16 protein-coding genes and 1 pseudogene are annotated in these 17,057 nt (G+C 51.5%); 8 read left to right on the top strand and 9 right to left on the bottom strand.

Annotated features, from left to right (window positions below; genetic code table 11):
- Positions 1–64: 64 nt before the first annotated feature.
- From fnr to AC0IXI_RS13170, 5 genes are all read right to left on the bottom strand, one after another.
- Entirely contained in the window at positions 65–817 is a 753-nt protein-coding gene (gene fnr / locus AC0IXI_RS13190; protein ID WP_134183258.1) for a fumarate/nitrate reduction transcriptional regulator Fnr, read from the bottom strand.
- A gap of 198 nt (positions 818–1,015) precedes the next feature.
- The gene (ogt, locus tag AC0IXI_RS13185) at positions 1,016–1,531 is read right to left on the bottom strand and encodes a methylated-DNA--[protein]-cysteine S-methyltransferase (RefSeq protein ID WP_471682575.1); all 516 of its coding nucleotides are present in this window, start codon (positions 1,529–1,531) and stop codon (positions 1,016–1,018) included.
- Positions 1,532–1,543: 12 nt separating this feature from the next.
- A complete protein-coding gene (gene abgT / locus AC0IXI_RS13180) occupies positions 1,544–3,070 on the bottom strand; it encodes a p-aminobenzoyl-glutamate transporter (protein ID WP_134182900.1) in 1,527 nt (508 codons plus the stop codon).
- A 97-nt stretch (positions 3,071–3,167) separates the two neighbouring features.
- Positions 3,168–4,613, bottom strand: a complete 1,446-nt coding sequence (locus AC0IXI_RS13175; protein ID WP_424222163.1) for a M20 family metallopeptidase — start codon at positions 4,611–4,613, stop codon at positions 3,168–3,170.
- Positions 4,613–5,923, bottom strand: a complete 1,311-nt coding sequence (locus AC0IXI_RS13170; RefSeq protein ID WP_471682574.1) for a M20 family metallo-hydrolase — start codon at positions 5,921–5,923, stop codon at positions 4,613–4,615. Before AC0IXI_RS13170 ends, AC0IXI_RS13175 begins: the two co-directional genes overlap by 1 nt.
- A gap of 176 nt (positions 5,924–6,099) precedes the next feature.
- On the opposite strand from AC0IXI_RS13170, the gene AC0IXI_RS13165 reads away from it, so the two are divergent.
- Together AC0IXI_RS13165 and smrA are read left to right on the top strand one after the other, a co-directional pair.
- Positions 6,100–6,996 (top strand): LysR family transcriptional regulator, encoded by an 897-nt coding sequence (locus AC0IXI_RS13165; RefSeq protein WP_134182894.1) that lies wholly within the window; start codon positions 6,100–6,102, stop codon positions 6,994–6,996.
- A 67-nt stretch (positions 6,997–7,063) separates the two neighbouring features.
- Positions 7,064–7,627, top strand: a complete 564-nt coding sequence (gene smrA, locus AC0IXI_RS13160; protein WP_064518647.1) for a DNA endonuclease SmrA — start codon at positions 7,064–7,066, stop codon at positions 7,625–7,627.
- Here the strand turns inward: smrA and AC0IXI_RS13155 are convergent.
- Positions 7,624–8,435: pseudogene (locus AC0IXI_RS13155) on the bottom strand (IclR family transcriptional regulator domain-containing protein). The gene smrA and the pseudogene AC0IXI_RS13155 sit on opposite strands and share 4 nt — an antisense overlap.
- Positions 8,436–8,605: 170 nt before the next feature.
- Here AC0IXI_RS13155 and AC0IXI_RS13150 point away from each other — a divergent pair.
- The 6 genes from AC0IXI_RS13150 to pcaC are packed head-to-tail and all read left to right on the top strand — an operon-like array spanning position 8,606 to position 13,677.
- The gene (locus AC0IXI_RS13150; RefSeq protein ID WP_134182888.1) at positions 8,606–9,289 is read left to right on the top strand and encodes a 3-oxoacid CoA-transferase subunit A; all 684 of its coding nucleotides are present in this window, start codon (positions 8,606–8,608) and stop codon (positions 9,287–9,289) included.
- 11 nt (positions 9,290–9,300) lie between these two features.
- Positions 9,301–9,957, top strand: coding sequence for a 3-oxoacid CoA-transferase subunit B (locus tag AC0IXI_RS13145; protein ID WP_134182886.1), 657 nt, complete (start codon positions 9,301–9,303; stop codon positions 9,955–9,957).
- Positions 9,958–9,966: 9 nt separating this feature from the next.
- Positions 9,967–11,169, top strand: coding sequence for a 3-oxoadipyl-CoA thiolase (pcaF, locus tag AC0IXI_RS13140; protein WP_471682573.1), 1,203 nt, complete (start codon positions 9,967–9,969; stop codon positions 11,167–11,169).
- Between the two features lie 9 nt (positions 11,170–11,178).
- On the top strand, positions 11,179–12,534 hold the full coding sequence (locus AC0IXI_RS13135; RefSeq protein WP_471682572.1) for a 3-carboxy-cis,cis-muconate cycloisomerase: 1,356 nt from the start codon (positions 11,179–11,181) through the stop codon (positions 12,532–12,534).
- Positions 12,531–13,289, top strand: a complete 759-nt coding sequence (gene pcaD / locus AC0IXI_RS13130) for a 3-oxoadipate enol-lactonase (protein ID WP_134182882.1) — start codon at positions 12,531–12,533, stop codon at positions 13,287–13,289. Before AC0IXI_RS13135 ends, pcaD begins: the two co-directional genes overlap by 4 nt.
- Position 13,290: 1 nt before the next feature.
- Complete coding sequence (gene pcaC, locus AC0IXI_RS13125) at positions 13,291–13,677, top strand: 4-carboxymuconolactone decarboxylase (RefSeq protein WP_064518654.1); 387 nt, start codon at positions 13,291–13,293, stop codon at positions 13,675–13,677.
- 81 nt (positions 13,678–13,758) lie between these two features.
- On the opposite strand, the gene pcaQ is transcribed toward pcaC, so the two are convergent.
- The 3 genes from pcaQ to pcaH all read right to left on the bottom strand — a co-directional run bounded on the left by pcaQ (position 13,759) and on the right by pcaH (position 16,831).
- Entirely contained in the window at positions 13,759–14,682 is a 924-nt protein-coding gene (gene pcaQ, locus AC0IXI_RS13120; protein WP_134182880.1) for a pca operon transcription factor PcaQ, read from the bottom strand.
- 791 nt (positions 14,683–15,473) lie between these two features.
- Positions 15,474–16,094 carry a protocatechuate 3,4-dioxygenase subunit alpha gene (gene pcaG, locus AC0IXI_RS13115; RefSeq protein WP_422569478.1) on the bottom strand — a complete coding sequence of 207 codons (621 nt, stop codon included), beginning with the start codon at positions 16,092–16,094 and terminating at the stop codon, positions 15,474–15,476.
- Positions 16,094–16,831 (bottom strand): protocatechuate 3,4-dioxygenase subunit beta, encoded by a 738-nt coding sequence (gene pcaH, locus AC0IXI_RS13110; protein ID WP_424221576.1) that lies wholly within the window; start codon positions 16,829–16,831, stop codon positions 16,094–16,096. Before pcaH ends, pcaG begins: the two co-directional genes overlap by 1 nt.
- Positions 16,832–17,057: the final 226 nt, after the last annotated feature.

The following is a 17,057-nucleotide window of genomic DNA, read 5'->3' as shown; positions in this document are numbered from 1 at the left end:
TGATAAGTCTCTGTGGGATCAATAAATCAGGAAAATTTAATGATCCCACATAGGAAAGCAGATACTAGGCGACGTTACGCGATTGACCAGCGAGTTGTGCAAGAAGATCGATATTTTCGATAGTAATGTACTTTCCTTTCACGGCCAGCATGCCACTTTTCTGGAAACGGCCTAACAGGCGACTAATGGTTTCCACCGTCAGCCCAAGATAGTTACCGATGTCACCACGAGTCATGGTCAGACGGAATTCCCGAGGGGAGAAGCCGCGCTGGGCAAAGCGACGTGAAAGATTGTAGATAAATGCGGCCAGACGCTCTTCTGCATTCTTTTTGGAAAGCAACAGGATCATATCCTGGTCGCCCTTAATTTCGCCGCTCATCAAACGCATCATCTGCTGGCGCAGATTTGGCATTTTACCCGACAAATCATCAAGGGTTTCGAATGGGATTTCGCAAACCATTGAGGTTTCAAGTGCTTGCGCAAAGCTTGGGTGCATACCCGTGCCAATAGCGTCAAAGCCCACAAGATCGCCTGCTAAATGGAAGCCGGTAATTTGCTCATCACCTTGTTCAGTAATGGTGTAGCTCTTGATGGTCCCTGAACGAATTGCGTACAGCGACTTCAGCTCATCACCAGCCTTAAACAGGGTCTGTCCCTTCTGAATAGGCTTCTTACGCTCGATGATATTATCAAGCTGATCAAGCTCATGTTCATTGAGCGTGAAGGGGATGCATAATTGGCTGATGCTGCAATCCTGGCAATGGATAGCACAACCGCCAGACTGAATGCGTCGAATAATTCGCTTTTCAGGGATCATAGATATGCTCGGGCCGTTATTGATATTGGTCAATTTTAACATCTTTTTCTTGAGCACGTAAGTATGATGAAAGCGCATTCAGAATATATCAGCTAATAACCTTGTGGTTATAGAGCTATCCTATTGAAATTAATAGAACTGTATATTAATCCACATTATTATTGTGTGAATAAAGAACATTCTTCCGCACTTAGGGTGCTACAACAACAAATATCCTTCATGCCGCAGCAACCACTCTTTCCTACTGACGCCTCCCGCATAGCCCGTCATCGTGCCATTACGGCCAATCACGCGATGGCATGGCACCACCACGCTTACCGGGTTTGAACCATTTGCAGCCCCCACTGCGCGCGCCGCTCCCGGTCTGCCAAGTTGGTCTGCTAACTGCCCGTAATGCATGATTTGCCCGCAAGGAATGGTGCGTAATGTTTGCCAGACTTCACGCTGAAATTCGGTTCCCGCAGTTGCGGTTGGCAGCGTTTCTATTACTGCCAAATCGCCGTCGAAATAGTCGCGCAGTTTATCGCTCAGTCCATTTGGATTTTTGCACGCCACGCGCTGATAGCCGCTGACACCATAATGAAGACCGAGCAGTTGCACCATTCTATTGCTATGTTCTTCCCACTCAACCGCGCGTAAGTGATAAAGCTCGTCGCAAATTATCCATAATGGCCCAAGAGGCGTAACGATTTTGTCTTCTAACAGTGTCAGCATGATGCGCTCCAGTTAATTGAGATGCGGGTAAATTCCCGGTCCAATAGGCAAGCCGACAAGATACCACGCAACCAGTAACAGCAACCAGACTACCAAAAAGATCAGCGGGTAAGGCAATATCAAAGAGTAATAGGTGCCTAATTTGGCATCCGGTTTATAGCGCTGTAAAAATCCGAGGAATAGCGGGATAAACGGTGAAACGGGGGCCAGTGGAATGACCGATGAATCCGCCACGCGGAACAGAATTTGTGCGAAAGCAGGGTGGAAACCCAGCATCATAAACATCGGTACAAATATCGGCGCCAGAATCGACCAGATGGCCGAGCCGCTGGCGATAAACATGCACAGGAACGAAGACAGCAGAGCAAGGCCGAGGAACGCCGGGATCCCATTCAGCCCTGATCCTTCCAGCATATCGGTCAGGCCGACTGCCATGAATTTGCCCATGTTGCTCCAGTTGAACATCGCCACAAACTGCGCCAACGGGAACACCATCACGATAAAACCGGCCATCTCCTTCATTGGCTCAATCATTAGCTGCGGTAAATCAGCCTGGCGGCGAATCTTTTTCGTCGCAATGCCGTAGGCCAGCGAAACAACAAAGAAGAACATGATGATCAGCGGCACGATCCCACTGATAAACGGTGAAGGAATAATGGTGTGTTTAACCGGGTCGCGCAGCAGGCCATTTTCTGGCACCAGCAGCACGGCAACCACGGCGATAAACAACAGCGCCACAATACCCGTTACGCGCAAGCCAAAGCGCTGTTCATCATCGAGCTGCTGAAGTTTCTCTTTATTCTCTCCTTTCCAGGTTCCCAGGCGCGGCTCGACGATTTTATCGGTAATCAGCCCACCGACAATCGACAGCACGAACACGGACGTTGCCATAAAGTACCAGTTATCAATCACGCTAACGTGCATCAGCGGATCGATAGTGTGGGCGGCTTCGGTGCTGATCCCTGAAAGCAGCACATCGGTGGTCACAATTAATAAATTAGCCGTAAACCCACAACCGACACCGGCGATGGCCGCCAGCAAACCAGCGATTGGGTGGCGACCCACGGCAAGAAAGATCAGCGCCCCCATCGGTGGCATAATAACCAACGCCGCATCGGACGAAATATGGCTAAAGAAGGCGATAAATAACACCATATAACTGGCATAACGCGCGCTCACGTGTGACGCCATCTTTACCATCAAACTTGGCAACAGGCCGACGCGCTCGGCAAGACCCGCGCCCAGCACCAGTGCCAGAATTGCCCCTAACGGCGCAAAGCCGCTGAAGTTTTTAATCACATTAGGCAAAAACCAATGTACGCCTTCGGCGCTCAGCAGGTTATTAACCTGCACCAGGCTCCCATCCGCCGGGTTACGAACGCTGACATTCAACGCAGAAAGTACCGCAGTACTCACTGATAAAATGACAATCAAATAGACGAACAGCAAAAAAGGATGGGGCACTTTATTGCCAATTTTTTCGACAAGGCCGTACAACTTGCCAGAGCCGGAAGGAGTGGGTAATGAAGAAAGACTCATAGACGGGCCTCTATCAATTGCGATGTTATGTTGTGTAGTAAGGCGGAGTACGCAGCGCCAATCCGCCTTACAAAAACCATTAATGTATGGTTATTAATTATTTTAAAGGTGACGGTGTAACGTTTTTCGGGATCGGACACTGGTATGGGCGTTCAGCAAGTTGTGCGTGCAACTCGCTTTGGCAGGCTTCCAGTGTCTGAGGTTGTGTAAACAGTTGCAGTGCCGTCGCCGCCATCACTTTGCCCGCATGTAGCATTCCTTTATGCGCGATAGACGTGCGACCCTGGCTCACCAGTTGCCAGGTATGGAGTGGAGTCCCAACCGTAAAGCATGGGCTAAAGCATTGTGCCACCGGGACTTTCCAGCTGACATCGCCAACATCGGTGGAACCCGGCAGGATCTTGTCGTTTGCAGCATAAGGCGCAATTTCATCTATCAGCAACGTTTCGCGATGGCGACGAGCAAATGCTTTACCTTCTTCATTTGAGGTATTTGCGATGTTATTTAAGCTATTTTGCAGGTCGTTTTCGGTAAGCGTCGCACGAATTTTTTTCGCAAATGCCAGCTCTTCGTCATTCCATTCAGGCAAGCCAAGCGCCTGTAAAGCCTGATACATCACGCCTTCAAGCTCGCGGTTTGGCAGGTAGTTAGAACAGGCTTTATCAAAACGCACATTCACAGTGGTTTCAGTCATCAGCGCAGCCCCTTCGGCAACTTTATTGATGCGCTCATAAATATGCTGTGCCTGCGCCATTTCCGGTGCGCGAATCAAATACAGCACTTCCGCTTGCGCCTGCACCACGTTTGGCGAAATGCCACCGGCATTGGTTATCGCGTAATGCACACGCGCTTTTTCAATAATGTGCTCGTTGAGGAAGTTAGTGCCGGTCGTCATCAGTGTGACGGCATCCAGTGCGCTACGCCCCAAATGCGGTGAATTTGCCGCGTGCGCTGCGATGCCATTGAAGCGATAAGCAACCTGAATATTGGCCAGCGAACTGGTGCTAAACATTCCGGCGTAAGCTTCCGGGTGCCAGGTAACGGCGGCATCGACATCATCAAAAAGCCCTTCGCGCACCATAAATGTTTTACCGGAGCCACCTTCTTCGCCAGGGCAGCCATAAAAACGCACGGTTCCTTTAGCGCCAGATTGCTCAAGCCAGTTCTTCACCGCCACGGCACCGGCAAAAGCAGCCGTGCCAAGCAAATTGTGGCCGCAGCCGTGACCGTTTGCATCTTCAACCAGGGGATTAGGCGAATCTTCACCGGAGCATTGGCTTAAACCGGCCAGCGCGTCGTATTCCCCCAGCAGGGCGATGACCGGTAGACCTGAGCCGAAACTCGCTACAAACGCTGTTTTGATATTCCCGGCATTGCGCTCAACGCTAAAACCTTCCGCTTCTAACGCGCAGGCCAAACGTTCCGCAGACCAGTGTTCTTCAAAACGGGTTTCAGGGTGATCCCAGATATCATCGGCAATATCAGTAAACGTACCTCGTTTTGCTTCAATGACGTCATCAACAAACTGATAAATAGGATCCATTACACACCTCGCTGCCACGGGAAATTAAGGGCGAGGCGAGCCATCGTACAAACGGCAACTTCCATCACCTTCTCATCAAAATCAAACTTTTCGTTATGGTGCCCGGCGCTTAATTCAGTGCCGAAAACCATGTACGACGCTTTACCGCCTTGCTCCTGAACACGCGCCATCATGAGAGTGGCATCTTCGGAACCAGCAGCGCCTTTCACAGTATCGACAACTTGCGTTACACCATTCACGTCGAGCGCCTGCTGGTGGATAAATGCCACCCATTCTGGTGACGGCACGCTGTTGGTTGCCGCCCCCATCAAACGGACTTCGGCTTCGATGCCGTACATCGTCGCGACACCACGAATGATCTCTTGCGCACGTTCAAACACGTAGTCGTTGATAACGTTACTTTCACCACGCGTTTCCACTTTCAGCAGCGCGTTCGCGGGCACCACGTTACGGCCACTTCCCGCCTGTAAAACGCCAACGTTAACGCGCGAAGCCCCGGCACTATGCGGTGCGATACTGTGCAGAGCCAACGCCGTTTGAGCCGCAGCGAGCAGGGCGTTGCGGCCTTCTTCCGGCTTGCCGCCTGCATGCGCAGCAACGCCAGTGAATTGCACATCAAACTTAGTGGTCGCCATAAAGTTATCGCTTCCACACACCACCGTGCCGCCTGGGATACCGGTGCCGATATGAATCGCAGTAAAGTAATCGATATTATCCAGTGCACCTGCGGCAACCATGGCGCGCGCACCGCGTGTGCCTTCTTCTGCAGGCTGGAAAATGAGTTTGATGGTGCCATTAAGCTGGTGGGAAAACTGTTGCAGAACAGTGGCGAGGCCAAGTCCAATTGCCGTATGCCCATCGTGGCCGCAGGCATGCATCATTCCGTCATTACAGGATGCAAAATCTTCCGCAAATGGGCGATGTGACGGCTGTTGCATCTCGCCCAGGTCCAGAGCGTCCATATCAACGCGGAAAGCGATAGTTGGACCGGGACGGCCTGTGTCCAGCGTGGCAACAATCCCGGTGAAACCGCCAGAAAAATGCCCTAGCCACTGCGGCAATGCACCTTGCGCTTGCGCTCGTTGTTCTTCACGTGCCAGTACTTCAGCCGATGGCAGCCCCATCCGTGCCGCGTCATCTACCACATCACGGCCTAAAGCCAGCTGATAACCTAATTGATGAAGTACTTCGGCAACGTGAGTGGCAGTACGAAATTCCAGCCAGCCAGACTCGGCAAAATGGTGAAAATCGCGCCGCCAGTGCTGCATGCGTGGAGCCAGTTCATGTACTGCCAGTTCTAGTTGCTTCATATCCCATCCCGTAATAAGCATCTTCTGTGATCAAGTTCACGCTGTGATAGTTTTTACTTATCACCCAGCGATTTTTGGAAGTTTTCGCCGTACCTGGATTACCCTGGCATAAGAGATTGAATTACAGTAGATGACAAAATCTTTCAGCTGATAGCTATTGGTTATCAGGAGGCCATGTGACCTTCCAGGTTAAGCTCCATCAGATCCGTGCATTTGTGGCTGTGACGCAGAATGGCAGTATTCGCGGAGCCAGTCGGGCGTTAAATCTTTCGCAGCCCGCGCTCACAAAATCGATTAAAGAGTTAGAAGAGGGAATGTCGGCACGCTTGTTTATCCGGCGTAGCCAGGGCGTTGCTTTAACGGAGTGTGGTGAAAGTTTTTACCAGCATGCGCGTTTGATTCTGGAAGAACTGAGGGCTGCCCAGGAAGATATCTTGCAGCGCCAGGGGCAACTGGCGGGGCAAATTAATATTGGTCTTGGAGCCAGTGTTTCCCGCACCTTAATGCCGCCGGTTATCACCGCGTTTCATCAAAAACATCCGCAAGTTAAAGTCCGTATTATGGAAGGGCAGCTGGTTTCGATGATTAACTCGCTGCGTCAGGGAGAGCTGGATTTCACCATCAATACTTACTATCAGGGGCCTTACGACCAGGAATTTACGTTTGAACGGCTGTTTGAAAAGCCGTTTGCAGTATTTGCCCGAGAGGGCCACCCGGCAACCAATGCCACAACGTTAAAAGAGTTACTGCACTATAACTGGACGTTGCCAACGCCACGCGGCAGCTATTACAAACAACTGGAAGAGTTATTCCAAAAGCGTTCAGAAATTCCCAATATCAGTGTGTTCTGTGAAACCTTTTCAGCCTGTATTAGCCTGGTGGCACAGAGTGATTTTCTGAGTATTTTACCCGCTGAATTAGGGCACGACCCGATGTTAGCCCATAGGTTGAAGCAAATTAACATCACCGAAACGCTGCCCAATGCTACTTACTACCTGATTCAACGGCGAGATGTGACCCAGGCTCCACTCACTACTGCGCTTATCAACCAATTTCGTCGCGAATGCCGTTAATAGGGCATTGAGCCTCGGTTCATCGGCGGCTATAGTGACTTCAGAATTAAGACTGGAGGATTTGCACATGAACCTTGATGAAAAATCGCTTTTTCTTGACGCCATGGATGACGTCAAACCGCTGAAAAACTGTAACAGCAGCCAGTGGTTGAAACCGGTGAAGGAGAAGGTGGTGCAAAAGCTCGATACTGTTCAGTTGGATAACTTTCTGACCACCGATTTTCTGGAAATTATTCCGCTCAACACATTGCTTGAATTTAAGCGTGAAGGGTTGCAAACCGGTGTATTGGATAAGTTGCGACTAGGAAAATACAAGCAGGAAGCAAGTCTTAACCTCATCCGCCAACCCGTCGAACAATGCCGCCAGATGCTTTACGCCTACATGCAGGAAGCCAAAAAAGATGGCCTGCGCAATTTACTGATCGTTCATGGCAAAGGGCGCGAAGATAAATCACATGCCAATATCGTGCGCAGTTATCTCGCTCGTTGGCTGGCGGAATTTGACGAAGTGCAGGCGTTTTGCAGCGCCATGCCGCATCACGGCGGCAGTGGGGCGTGTTACGTGGCGCTCAAAAAATCCGAGCAGGCGAAAGTCGAGAACTGGGAACGCCACGCAAAACACAGCCGCTAATCTGCCTTTAACAACAATGACAACTCCTCTGCCGCTTCCTGCAACTTAGGCAGCACACGGTTCAGCAATTCCTGGGCGGAAACCTGTCCGGCATGAACGCCAACGTTGAGTGCTGCAACCACCGCTCCTTCAGGATTTACCAGTGGAACGGCAATCGAGCGCAACCCCATCTCCAGTTCCTGGTCGTTAAGCGCGTACCCTTGCTGACGCACGCGTTTTAACTCTTCGCGCAGTTTGCTCACCGAATCCACCGTCTGCGGCGTGTAACGGATCATAGTTATGCGACCCAGGAAATCGTTGAGCTGTTCTTCCGGCAGATAACTCAGCAATACGCGGCCCATGGATGTTGACCACGCTGGCAGGCGGCTGCCGATATCCAAATCAATGGTCATGATGCGTGAGCTGGAAGCGCGGGCGATATACAAAATATCGTCGCCATCCAACGTGGCGATTGAACAGGACTCGTTGAGCATTTCACTCAGATGTTTGAGCACCGGTTGCGTGGATTTCGCCAGTGGTGTCGAGGCCAGATAGGCATGGCCCAGCGATAAAATTCGTGGGCGCAATTGGTAGTATTTACCGTCTTCGGCGTAGACAAAGCCAAGCTTGCCCAGAGTGTACAAACAGCGTCGCACCGCAGCGCGGGGATCCCGGTCTTCTGGCTAATTTGTGAAATAGACATTTGTCGCCGCTGTGGAGTGAATGCCTGAATCACCTCCAGCCCACGAGCCAGTGATGCCATAAAATTCGGGTCGCCTTTAAAGGGATCGACTTCACCTGCTACCGCTTCATCACGTTGAATTTCCATTCCGTTCTCCTCAAATTTCGCCATTCATCACACTCTGAAAACAAAGATACATGATGTTCGATAATCGCACCATATTTCGATTATCGCCCTTGACCAGCTTCGTTAACGGGGTCACATTTTGTTCGAACAAAGCAAACTTGTGCGAATGACGCACACCAAGGAGCAGAGTGATGATCAACAAAAGTGTGGCTTCGCTTGAAGAAGCGGTTGCCGGAATTTTCGACGGAGCCACCATCATGATTGGTGGCTTCGGGACCGCAGGACAACCCACCTATCTTATTGATGCCTTGATTGATCAGGGCGCTTGTGACCTGACCATAATCAATAACAACGCAGGGAACGGGGAAGTGGGGTTGGCGGCACTTTTGAAGGCAGGACGAGTGCGCAAAATGATCTGCTCATTCCCACGTCAGGTGGATTCACAAATTTTTGATGACCTGTATCGACGCGGCAAAGTTGAACTGGAACTGGTGCCACAAGGCAATCTGGCGGCACGCATCCAGGCGGCGGGAGCAGGGCTTGGGGCGGTATTTACGCCAACTGGTTTTGGCACACCGCTTGCCGATGGTAAAGAGACGCGTGAAATCGATGGCCGCCAATATGTGCTGGAATACCCGCTAAAAGCCGATTTTGCATTAATCAAAGCGTATGAAGGTGACCGCTGGGGAAACCTGGTGTACCGCAAAGCGGCGCGTAACTTTGGGCCAATTATGGCCACTGCCGCCACCGTGACTATTGCTGAAGTCAGCCGCCTGGTGCAGCTAGGTGACCTTGACCCTGAAAATATCGTGACGCCTGGCATTTTCGTACAACGTCTGGTCGCCACCGAAAAATCACTGGCACAAAGCGCATAAGGAGCCTGCAGGTGAAAAAACTAACCCGTGATGAAATGGCACAACGTGTCGCACGTGATATTCCCGAAGGCGCTTATGTCAACCTCGGCATTGGCTTGCCAACACGCATTGCCAACTACCTTCCGGCGGATAAAGAGATCTTCTTGCACAGTGAGAACGGCTTGCTAGGCATGGGGCCAAAACCGGCCGAGGGCGAAGAAGACCCTGAGCTTATCAATGCCGGAAAAGAGTTTGTCACTTTGTTGACCGGCGGCTGTTTTTTCCACCATGGCGACTCTTTTGCCATGATGCGCGGCGGCCACCTCGATATCTGCGTGCTAGGCGCGTATCAGGTTTCAGCCACAGGCGACCTTGCAAACTGGAGCACCGGTGCGCCGGACTCTATCCCGGCAGTAGGTGGAGCGATGGACTTAGCCATTGGCGCACGCCAGGTCTTTGTGATGATGGATCACCTGACCCGTGATGGCGAATGCAAGCTGGTGGATAGCTGCTCTTATCCACTAACCGGAATCGGCTGTGTCAGCCGTATTTATACCGACCTCGCAGTGATTGATATCACTGAAAAAGGCCCCGTGGTGCGCGAAATCTTCAATGGCCTCTCTTTTGAAGAATTACAACGTATTACTCCGGTCACCCTGGGCTTCGAACAACTGGCAGAAAGCGCGTAAGGAACTATGATGAATCAAGCATTTATCTGTGATGGGGTGCGTACTCCGTTCGGTCGTTTTGGTGGCACACTGTCCAGTGTTCGTAGTGATGATTTAGCTGCATTACCGCTGAAAGCCTTGATCGTGCGCCATCCAAATCTCGACTGGTCGGCGGTTGATGATGTGATTTACGGCTGTGCAAACCAGGCGGGGGAAGATAACCGCAACGTGGCGCGTATGGCTTTGTTGCTGGCGGGGCTACCAGAGTCGGTACCGGGGAGTACCATCAACCGTTTATGTGGATCAAGTCTTGATGCGTTGGGTGTTGCGGCAAGGGCTATCAAAAGCGGTGAAACGCAGCTGATGATTGCCGGTGGCGTGGAAAGTATGTCGCGCGCACCGTTTGTAATGGGCAAAGCGGAAAGTGCCTTTAGTCGCAATATGAAAATGGAAGACACCACCATCGGCTGGCGTTTTATCAACCCGCTAATGAAAGCGCAGTATGGTGTTGATGCGATGCCCGAAACGGCAGAAAACGTCGCAACTGATTTTAATATTAACCGTGAGGATCAGGACGCCTTTGCCTTGCGCAGCCAGTTACGCACCGCTCGCGCCCAGGAAATGGGTATTTTTGATGATGAGTTAATTCCTGTTTCTATTGCACAACGTAAAGGTGAAGCGTTGCTGTTTAATCAGGATGAACATCCTCGCTCCACCTCGATTGAGGCACTGGCAAAACTCAAAGGTGTGGTACGAGCCGACGGCACCGTCACCGCAGGAAACGCATCAGGAGTTAATGACGGGGCTTGTGCTTTGCTGCTCGCAAGCGAACAGGCGCTTAACACTCATGGTTTGCAGCCGCTGGCGCGTGTCGTGGGTGTGGCGACTGCAGGTGTCGCACCACGGATTATGGGTTTTGGCCCGGCTCCGGCAGTGCGCAAAGTGCTGGCCCAAACCGGGTTAACGTTGGCACAAATGGACGTGATTGAATTAAATGAAGCCTTTGCCGCCCAGGCACTGGCGGTGATGCGCGACCTGGGTCTGCCTGATGATGCCGACCATGTAAACCCGAATGGCGGGGCCATTGCGCTTGGGCATCCGCTTGGCGCATCTGGTGGTCGTCTGGCGATGACCGCCGCGTATCAACTCAAGCGTAGCGGCGGACGTTACGCGCTTTGTACCATGTGTATTGGTGTCGGTCAGGGGATTGCACTGATTATTGAACGCGTTTAAGGAGCAGGCATGACACTGTTTACCCCAATGTTGCGTGCATCATCGCTAACTGAAATCTTCAGCGATGAGAAGACGTTACAAGGGATGCTGGATTTTGAAGCGGCACTGGCGCAGGCCTGTGCGCAATGTGGCGTGATCCCTGAGTCGGCGGTTAATGTCATTTCTGGGCAGTGTCAGGCCACAAAACTCAATAGTGAAGCCTTAGCGCAAGCGGCGGCAGGTGCTGGAAACCTTGCGATCCCGCTGGTGAAACAGCTCACTGCCAACGTAAAACAGCACGATGAACAGGCCGCACGTTACGTTCACTGGGGCGCAACCAGCCAGGATGTGATTGATACCGGTCTGGTGCTGCAACTGCGCGCTGCATTCGATGCTTCTGAGGTACTTATCGGGCAGTTGATCGATGTTTTAGCCGTACAAGTCCAACAACACCAGCATAGCGTGATGCCTGGCCGCACCTGGATGCAGCACGCATTGCCGATTACTTTTGGCCTTAAACTGGCAGGAACGCTAGATGCACTTTTGCGCTGGCAGCAGCGTTTGTCTGAAATAAAACCGCGTGTTTTGGTTCTGCAATTCGGCGGTGCTGCGGGCACGCTGGCATCGCTTAAAGATCAGGGCATGCCTGTGGCGCAAGCGTTAGCAAGCGTCCTGGCGCTTAAACCGTCCGACACACCGTGGCATAGCCAGCGCGACAGATTGCTGGAAGCCTCCACCTGGTTCGCAGGTGTCAGCAGCACACTCGGCAAATTCGCCAATGATTTTTCGTTACTGATGCAAACCGAAGTCGCAGAAGTAGGCGAGCCGATTGCCGAAGGGCGCGGTGGTTCATCCACCATGCCCCATAAACGTAATCCGGTGAGCTGTGCCGCTATACTGACTGCCACCATGCGCATTCCAGGAATGATGGCAACGCTGTACGCCAGCCAGAATCAGCAACATGAAAGGGCACTAGGTGGCTGGCAAGCCGAATGGGAAACGCTCCCACAGCTTATTATGCTGACTGGGGGTGTGATGCAAACCTCGCTGGATTTGATGCAGGGAATGCAGGTTAACACCGCGAAAATGCGCGCCAATTTGGATATCACTCACGGCCTGATTATGGCGGAATCTGTGACTCTGGCGCTGGCGAAATCAATCGGAAAACAGGCCGCACACCATCTGGTGGAACAACTTTGTCATCGCGCGTTGGACGAAAATCAGCCCCTTGCAACATTGCTCGCACAACACCCTGATGTCAGCGCCCATCTTTCTACGATACAAATCGAACATTTGCTCGACCCGCAGCACGCCATTGGCAGTAATGATCATTTCATCAGCCAGGTTCTGGCGCGGGCGGCACAACAAACCAGGAGGGGAAAATGAGTCTTTATTATCAACTGGAAGGGCCTGCTGGTGCGCCAGTGCTGGTACTATCTAATTCTCTGGGTACCACCTTTGAGATGTGGCAGCCGCAAATGGCGGCGTTGCTTGAGAACTTCCGCGTGCTGCGTTACGACACGCATGGCCACGGACGTACTACCAAAAACGAGAAAACTACACTGCCACAACTGGCGGAAGATGTTATCAGTGTGATGGATGATGTGAGCGTTAAGCAGGCGCATTTCTGCGGAATTTCAATGGGTGGTTTGACTGGCCTGTGGCTGGCGCGTTTTGCGCCGGAGCGGTTTCTTTCGGTAACTGTCGCCAACAGTGCCGCGAAAATCGGTGAGCAAAGTGGCTGGCTGGAACGCGCTCGAACTGTTCGCCACGATGGGATGTCGGCGATTGCCAAAAGTGCGCCGGCACGCTGGTTTACTGATGATTTTGTTCAGCACCATCATGCGCAAGTCGATGCGTTATGCGCAACCCTGGCGCAGACCAATCCAGAAGGTTATGCCGCCTGTTGTGAAGCACTGGCAGCAGCGGATTTGCGAGCAGAAATTGGCAATATCACAATACCGATGCAGTTTATCGCCGGAGTCAACGACCCGGTTTGCACCGTGGCTGACAGTGAGTTTATGCATCAGCAGGTGCATGGTTCGCACCTTGTCACTCTCAAAGCTTCACACCTCTCCAGCATTGAAGACGCGCACGGTTTCAACATCGCATTGCTTAACTTTATTCAACAGGGCGACTGAGATGAAGGATGAAGAACATTATCAACGAGGCATGGAAGTTCGCCGCGCGGTGCTGGGTGAAAGCCACGTCGATCGTACATTGTCGCAGCTTACGCCGCTGAATGAGGAGTTTCAGGACTTCATTACGCGTTATGCCTGGGGCGATATCTGGACACGTCCGGGACTTGAGCGCCACACACGCAGCATGATAACCATCGCGATGTTAATTGCGCTTAACCGTGAGGCCGAGTTGAAAATGCATCTGCGAGCGGCTTTTAACAACGGCGTGACGCGTGATGAGCTCAAAGAACTGATTATGCATTCAGCACTGTACTGCGGTTTACCCGCAGCCAACGCCACTATGCATCTTGCACAACAGGTGTTTGATGAGATGGATGCCGCTGGTTAATTAATGTCGGATGGCGCTAACGCTTATCCGACCTACGAAAACGGTGTTGTAGGGTGGATTAGCGTCATCCACCCTTGTTACTTAACCCGGAATAGATTTCCGAATCGAAGACAGCAGAATTTGCGCGCCCGCTGAAAGCGGTGTATCCACGCGAGTCAAAATACCAATTGGCTCACCAGCACCTTGCGTTGCCACCGGCAACGAGGTCAATGTTCCCTGGCGTAAATCTTCTTTCACCGCGCCAGATGGCACAAACCACACGTAGTTATAATCCACAGTCAACTGGCGAGAGAGAGAGGCGGAAAGCGTTTCGACGCAGCCTGCAGGCATTTTACAACCCTGGCTTGAAAGCAGCGATTCGGCATTCTGGCGTGGAATTGTTCCTTTTGGCGACACCACCACCGGCCACTCCATCACGCGGCTAAGGGTGATGTTTTCATGCAGAAGTGGGTGCCCAGGACGAACCACCAGTTTTAACGATTCAAGAAATAACAGTTCATAGTTCAGCCCGGTCATCAATTCAGGATCGGACATTCGGCCAATACCTAAATCCAGCTCACCCGATTTTAAACCCGACAGCAGCATGGTGTTATTCATGGTGGCGACTTGCAGCGTAACGTCACTTTGCTGCTTGTGAAACTGGCCAATAACTTTTGGTAATATGCCCAGTGCTGCAGTTGGCAAGGCACCAACACGGATAACCGTAGTGTTTTGCCCATCTTTTTGATTAAACGATTGCCCGGCGTGATTGAGCGCATCGAGCACCTTTACCGCGTGCGTCAGAAACTGCTCACCCATCAACGTCATTTGTGCGCCAAGCCGCCCACGCTCAAATAAACGCGTGCCGGTTAGCTGCTCTAATTCATTAAGTGTTTTCGATAATGCAGGCTGGCTAAGATTAAGTGTTTCAGCCGCGCGCCCCAGAGTTCCCTGTTGAGCGACAGCCACGAAAGTATGAAGATGGCGCAAGCGAATGCGCTGACTAAACAAACCGTTTTTTTCCATAACCTGATGTTAAAAACAGACCCGTAGCGCTGACAAGATAAGTTGTTTGATTTTGATAACTTGCTAGCAAAATTTCATTAACATCACTCGGTAATTTATAACAATAGGTGAGGGAAGGTTAATTTAAATTAATGATTCGAGTCAGGAGGGGTTTATTGGAAATGGGTGGGGTTCCAATAAATATATAGTGATCGGAGGTATTCCGTTCACCCGTTAATTCTGCGTTCCCGGATACACTTGTTAACGGTGAACGTGTCAGGGGGATTACGGCATCCCCCTGACAACCCCGCCGCCCGGTTTTAAATTGCCGCTGCGCGGTAAACCCCAGCTTTTCCCCAACGTTCAGGGTCGTTCGCGACTCGCTCCCGGCGATCGCTCTCTTTCGCTGCTCCCGGCAGCTCAACCCTGACTTATGGGGAACACTGGGGCAATTTATACCGGGAATAAGGTCAAAACCGGTTTGGTTTTTGACCCTAGGTTTTGCCGTTGACCTTTGGTCCGGCATAAATCGCCTCCGTTTTGACTGTAAGGCCGGGTCGAGCCGTCGGGAACGGCGAGAGGTTGTGATCGCCGGGAGCGAGTCACAACCGACCCTGGGACTGAAAGGAAAAATGGAGGTTTACTGCGAAGCAGCGATTTAATCGCCGGGAGCCGGGATTATCAAGGGTGCTGCGGTAGCACCCTTGATACGTTCACCGTTTCGGTAAGTACAGGGAACACTGAACGTTTAGTGAACGGAACAATCGCTACTCTAACAAAGGACACAACCCAACAAGTGAATGGCAATCCACCTATACATCAAAAAACACCGTCTCCTTCTCCCCCTGAAGAAACACATCAAACGTATACACCACCTCATTACCGCGCTTCTCACGCTTCCCAATCAGCGTATTACGTCGCACTTCCCACTCGATGAGATTAAGCACCGGGTCGGTCTCATTCGCTGCTTGCTCATCGGAAAAATACATCCGCGTATTCAGGCCAATATTAATGCCACGCGCCACAATCCACAGGTTCAAATGCGGGGCCATCATTCGGCCGTCGCGCCCGGTTACAGCACCCGGTTTAATGGTGTCAAAACGCCAGATACCACTGTCGAAATCTGAACAGGTTCGTCCCCAGCCGCGGAAATCTTCATCCAGTTCTTTATCTGTTTGCTTGTCTGCAGGGTGGTTGTAACGTCCGGCCGCATTGGCTTGCCACACTTCCAGCAACACATCGCGCACTGGCGTTCCTGAGCCGTCAAACACCCGTCCTTCAACAATAATCCGCTCGCCCTGAGTGTGAGAATTGGTTAGCACGTGGCTAAAGTTTTTCTCGAAAATGTTAAAACCAGCGGCTTGCGGAGCCAGACCAATGTGGACGTATGGGCCGGCAGTTTGCGATGCGGTTTCTGCTAAATAATCTTTCATCACGCGGCCCCCTGAGTACGGTTTTCAAACAGTGTGGCTCGCTGGCCACGCAGTACTAAATCAAAGCGATACGCCAGGCAATCAAGCGGCACCGCCGCATGGGTGTCCAGTTCGGCAATCAATGTGCGAATGGCGTCATCGTTATTAATGGTTTTCACAATCGGACACTGTTTAATCAGCGGGTCGCCCTCAAAATACATCTGGGTGATGAGACGTTGGGCAAAAGAGTCACCAGAGAGTGAAAAGTGAATGTGAGAAGGGCGCCAGTCACTTGCCTGGTTACGCCACGGATACGGGCCTGGCTTGATGGTGCGGAAGAAGTAATAGCCGTTTTCATCGGTCAACACACGTCCACAGCCGCCAAAGTTTGGGTCAATTGGGGCGAGATACTTATCTTTCTTGTGGCGATAACGCCCGCCAGCGTTGGCCTGCCACACTTCTACCAGGGTATTTTTCATCGGGCGGCCGAATCCATCGCGAACGTAGCCATGCACAATAATGCGTTCGCCAATCGGCAGGCCGTCTTTGGCATAATTCATGATCAGGTCGTTATCAAGCGGGTCGAGATCTTTGGAGCCAAATATTGGGCCGGTAATTTCAGACAGCGAGTTCTGCAAAGAGATCAGCGCATTGCGCGGTGAGCGTAATACGCTGGTTTTATACCCCGGCGCGAAAGCCGGAGGGTGGGAATCGTAGTCGCGATGTACAAGCTCACGAGGTTGCCAAATCTGTGACATAGCCAGCTCCAGTTGTGGGATACAGGAGGCGATGCATTCTAATTTTAAATATCGCCACCGACAGTCTCAGTTAATGGCTTGTTAAATTAAAGTGAATTTAAAGGCTGATTTACATAACCTGTAGCTATGAAAATCCCAATAAATATTACTTATAATCTATGGCTGTATAGTCGATCACAAAACGAAAATTCTTAGCCCAAAACCTCCGCGCGACATTCTACTCTTT

Source organism: Buttiauxella sp. AC038, from assembly GCF_979253565.1.
Note: the sequence above shows the minus strand (reverse complement) of the source record. Positions and strands in the feature narration are given on the sequence as shown.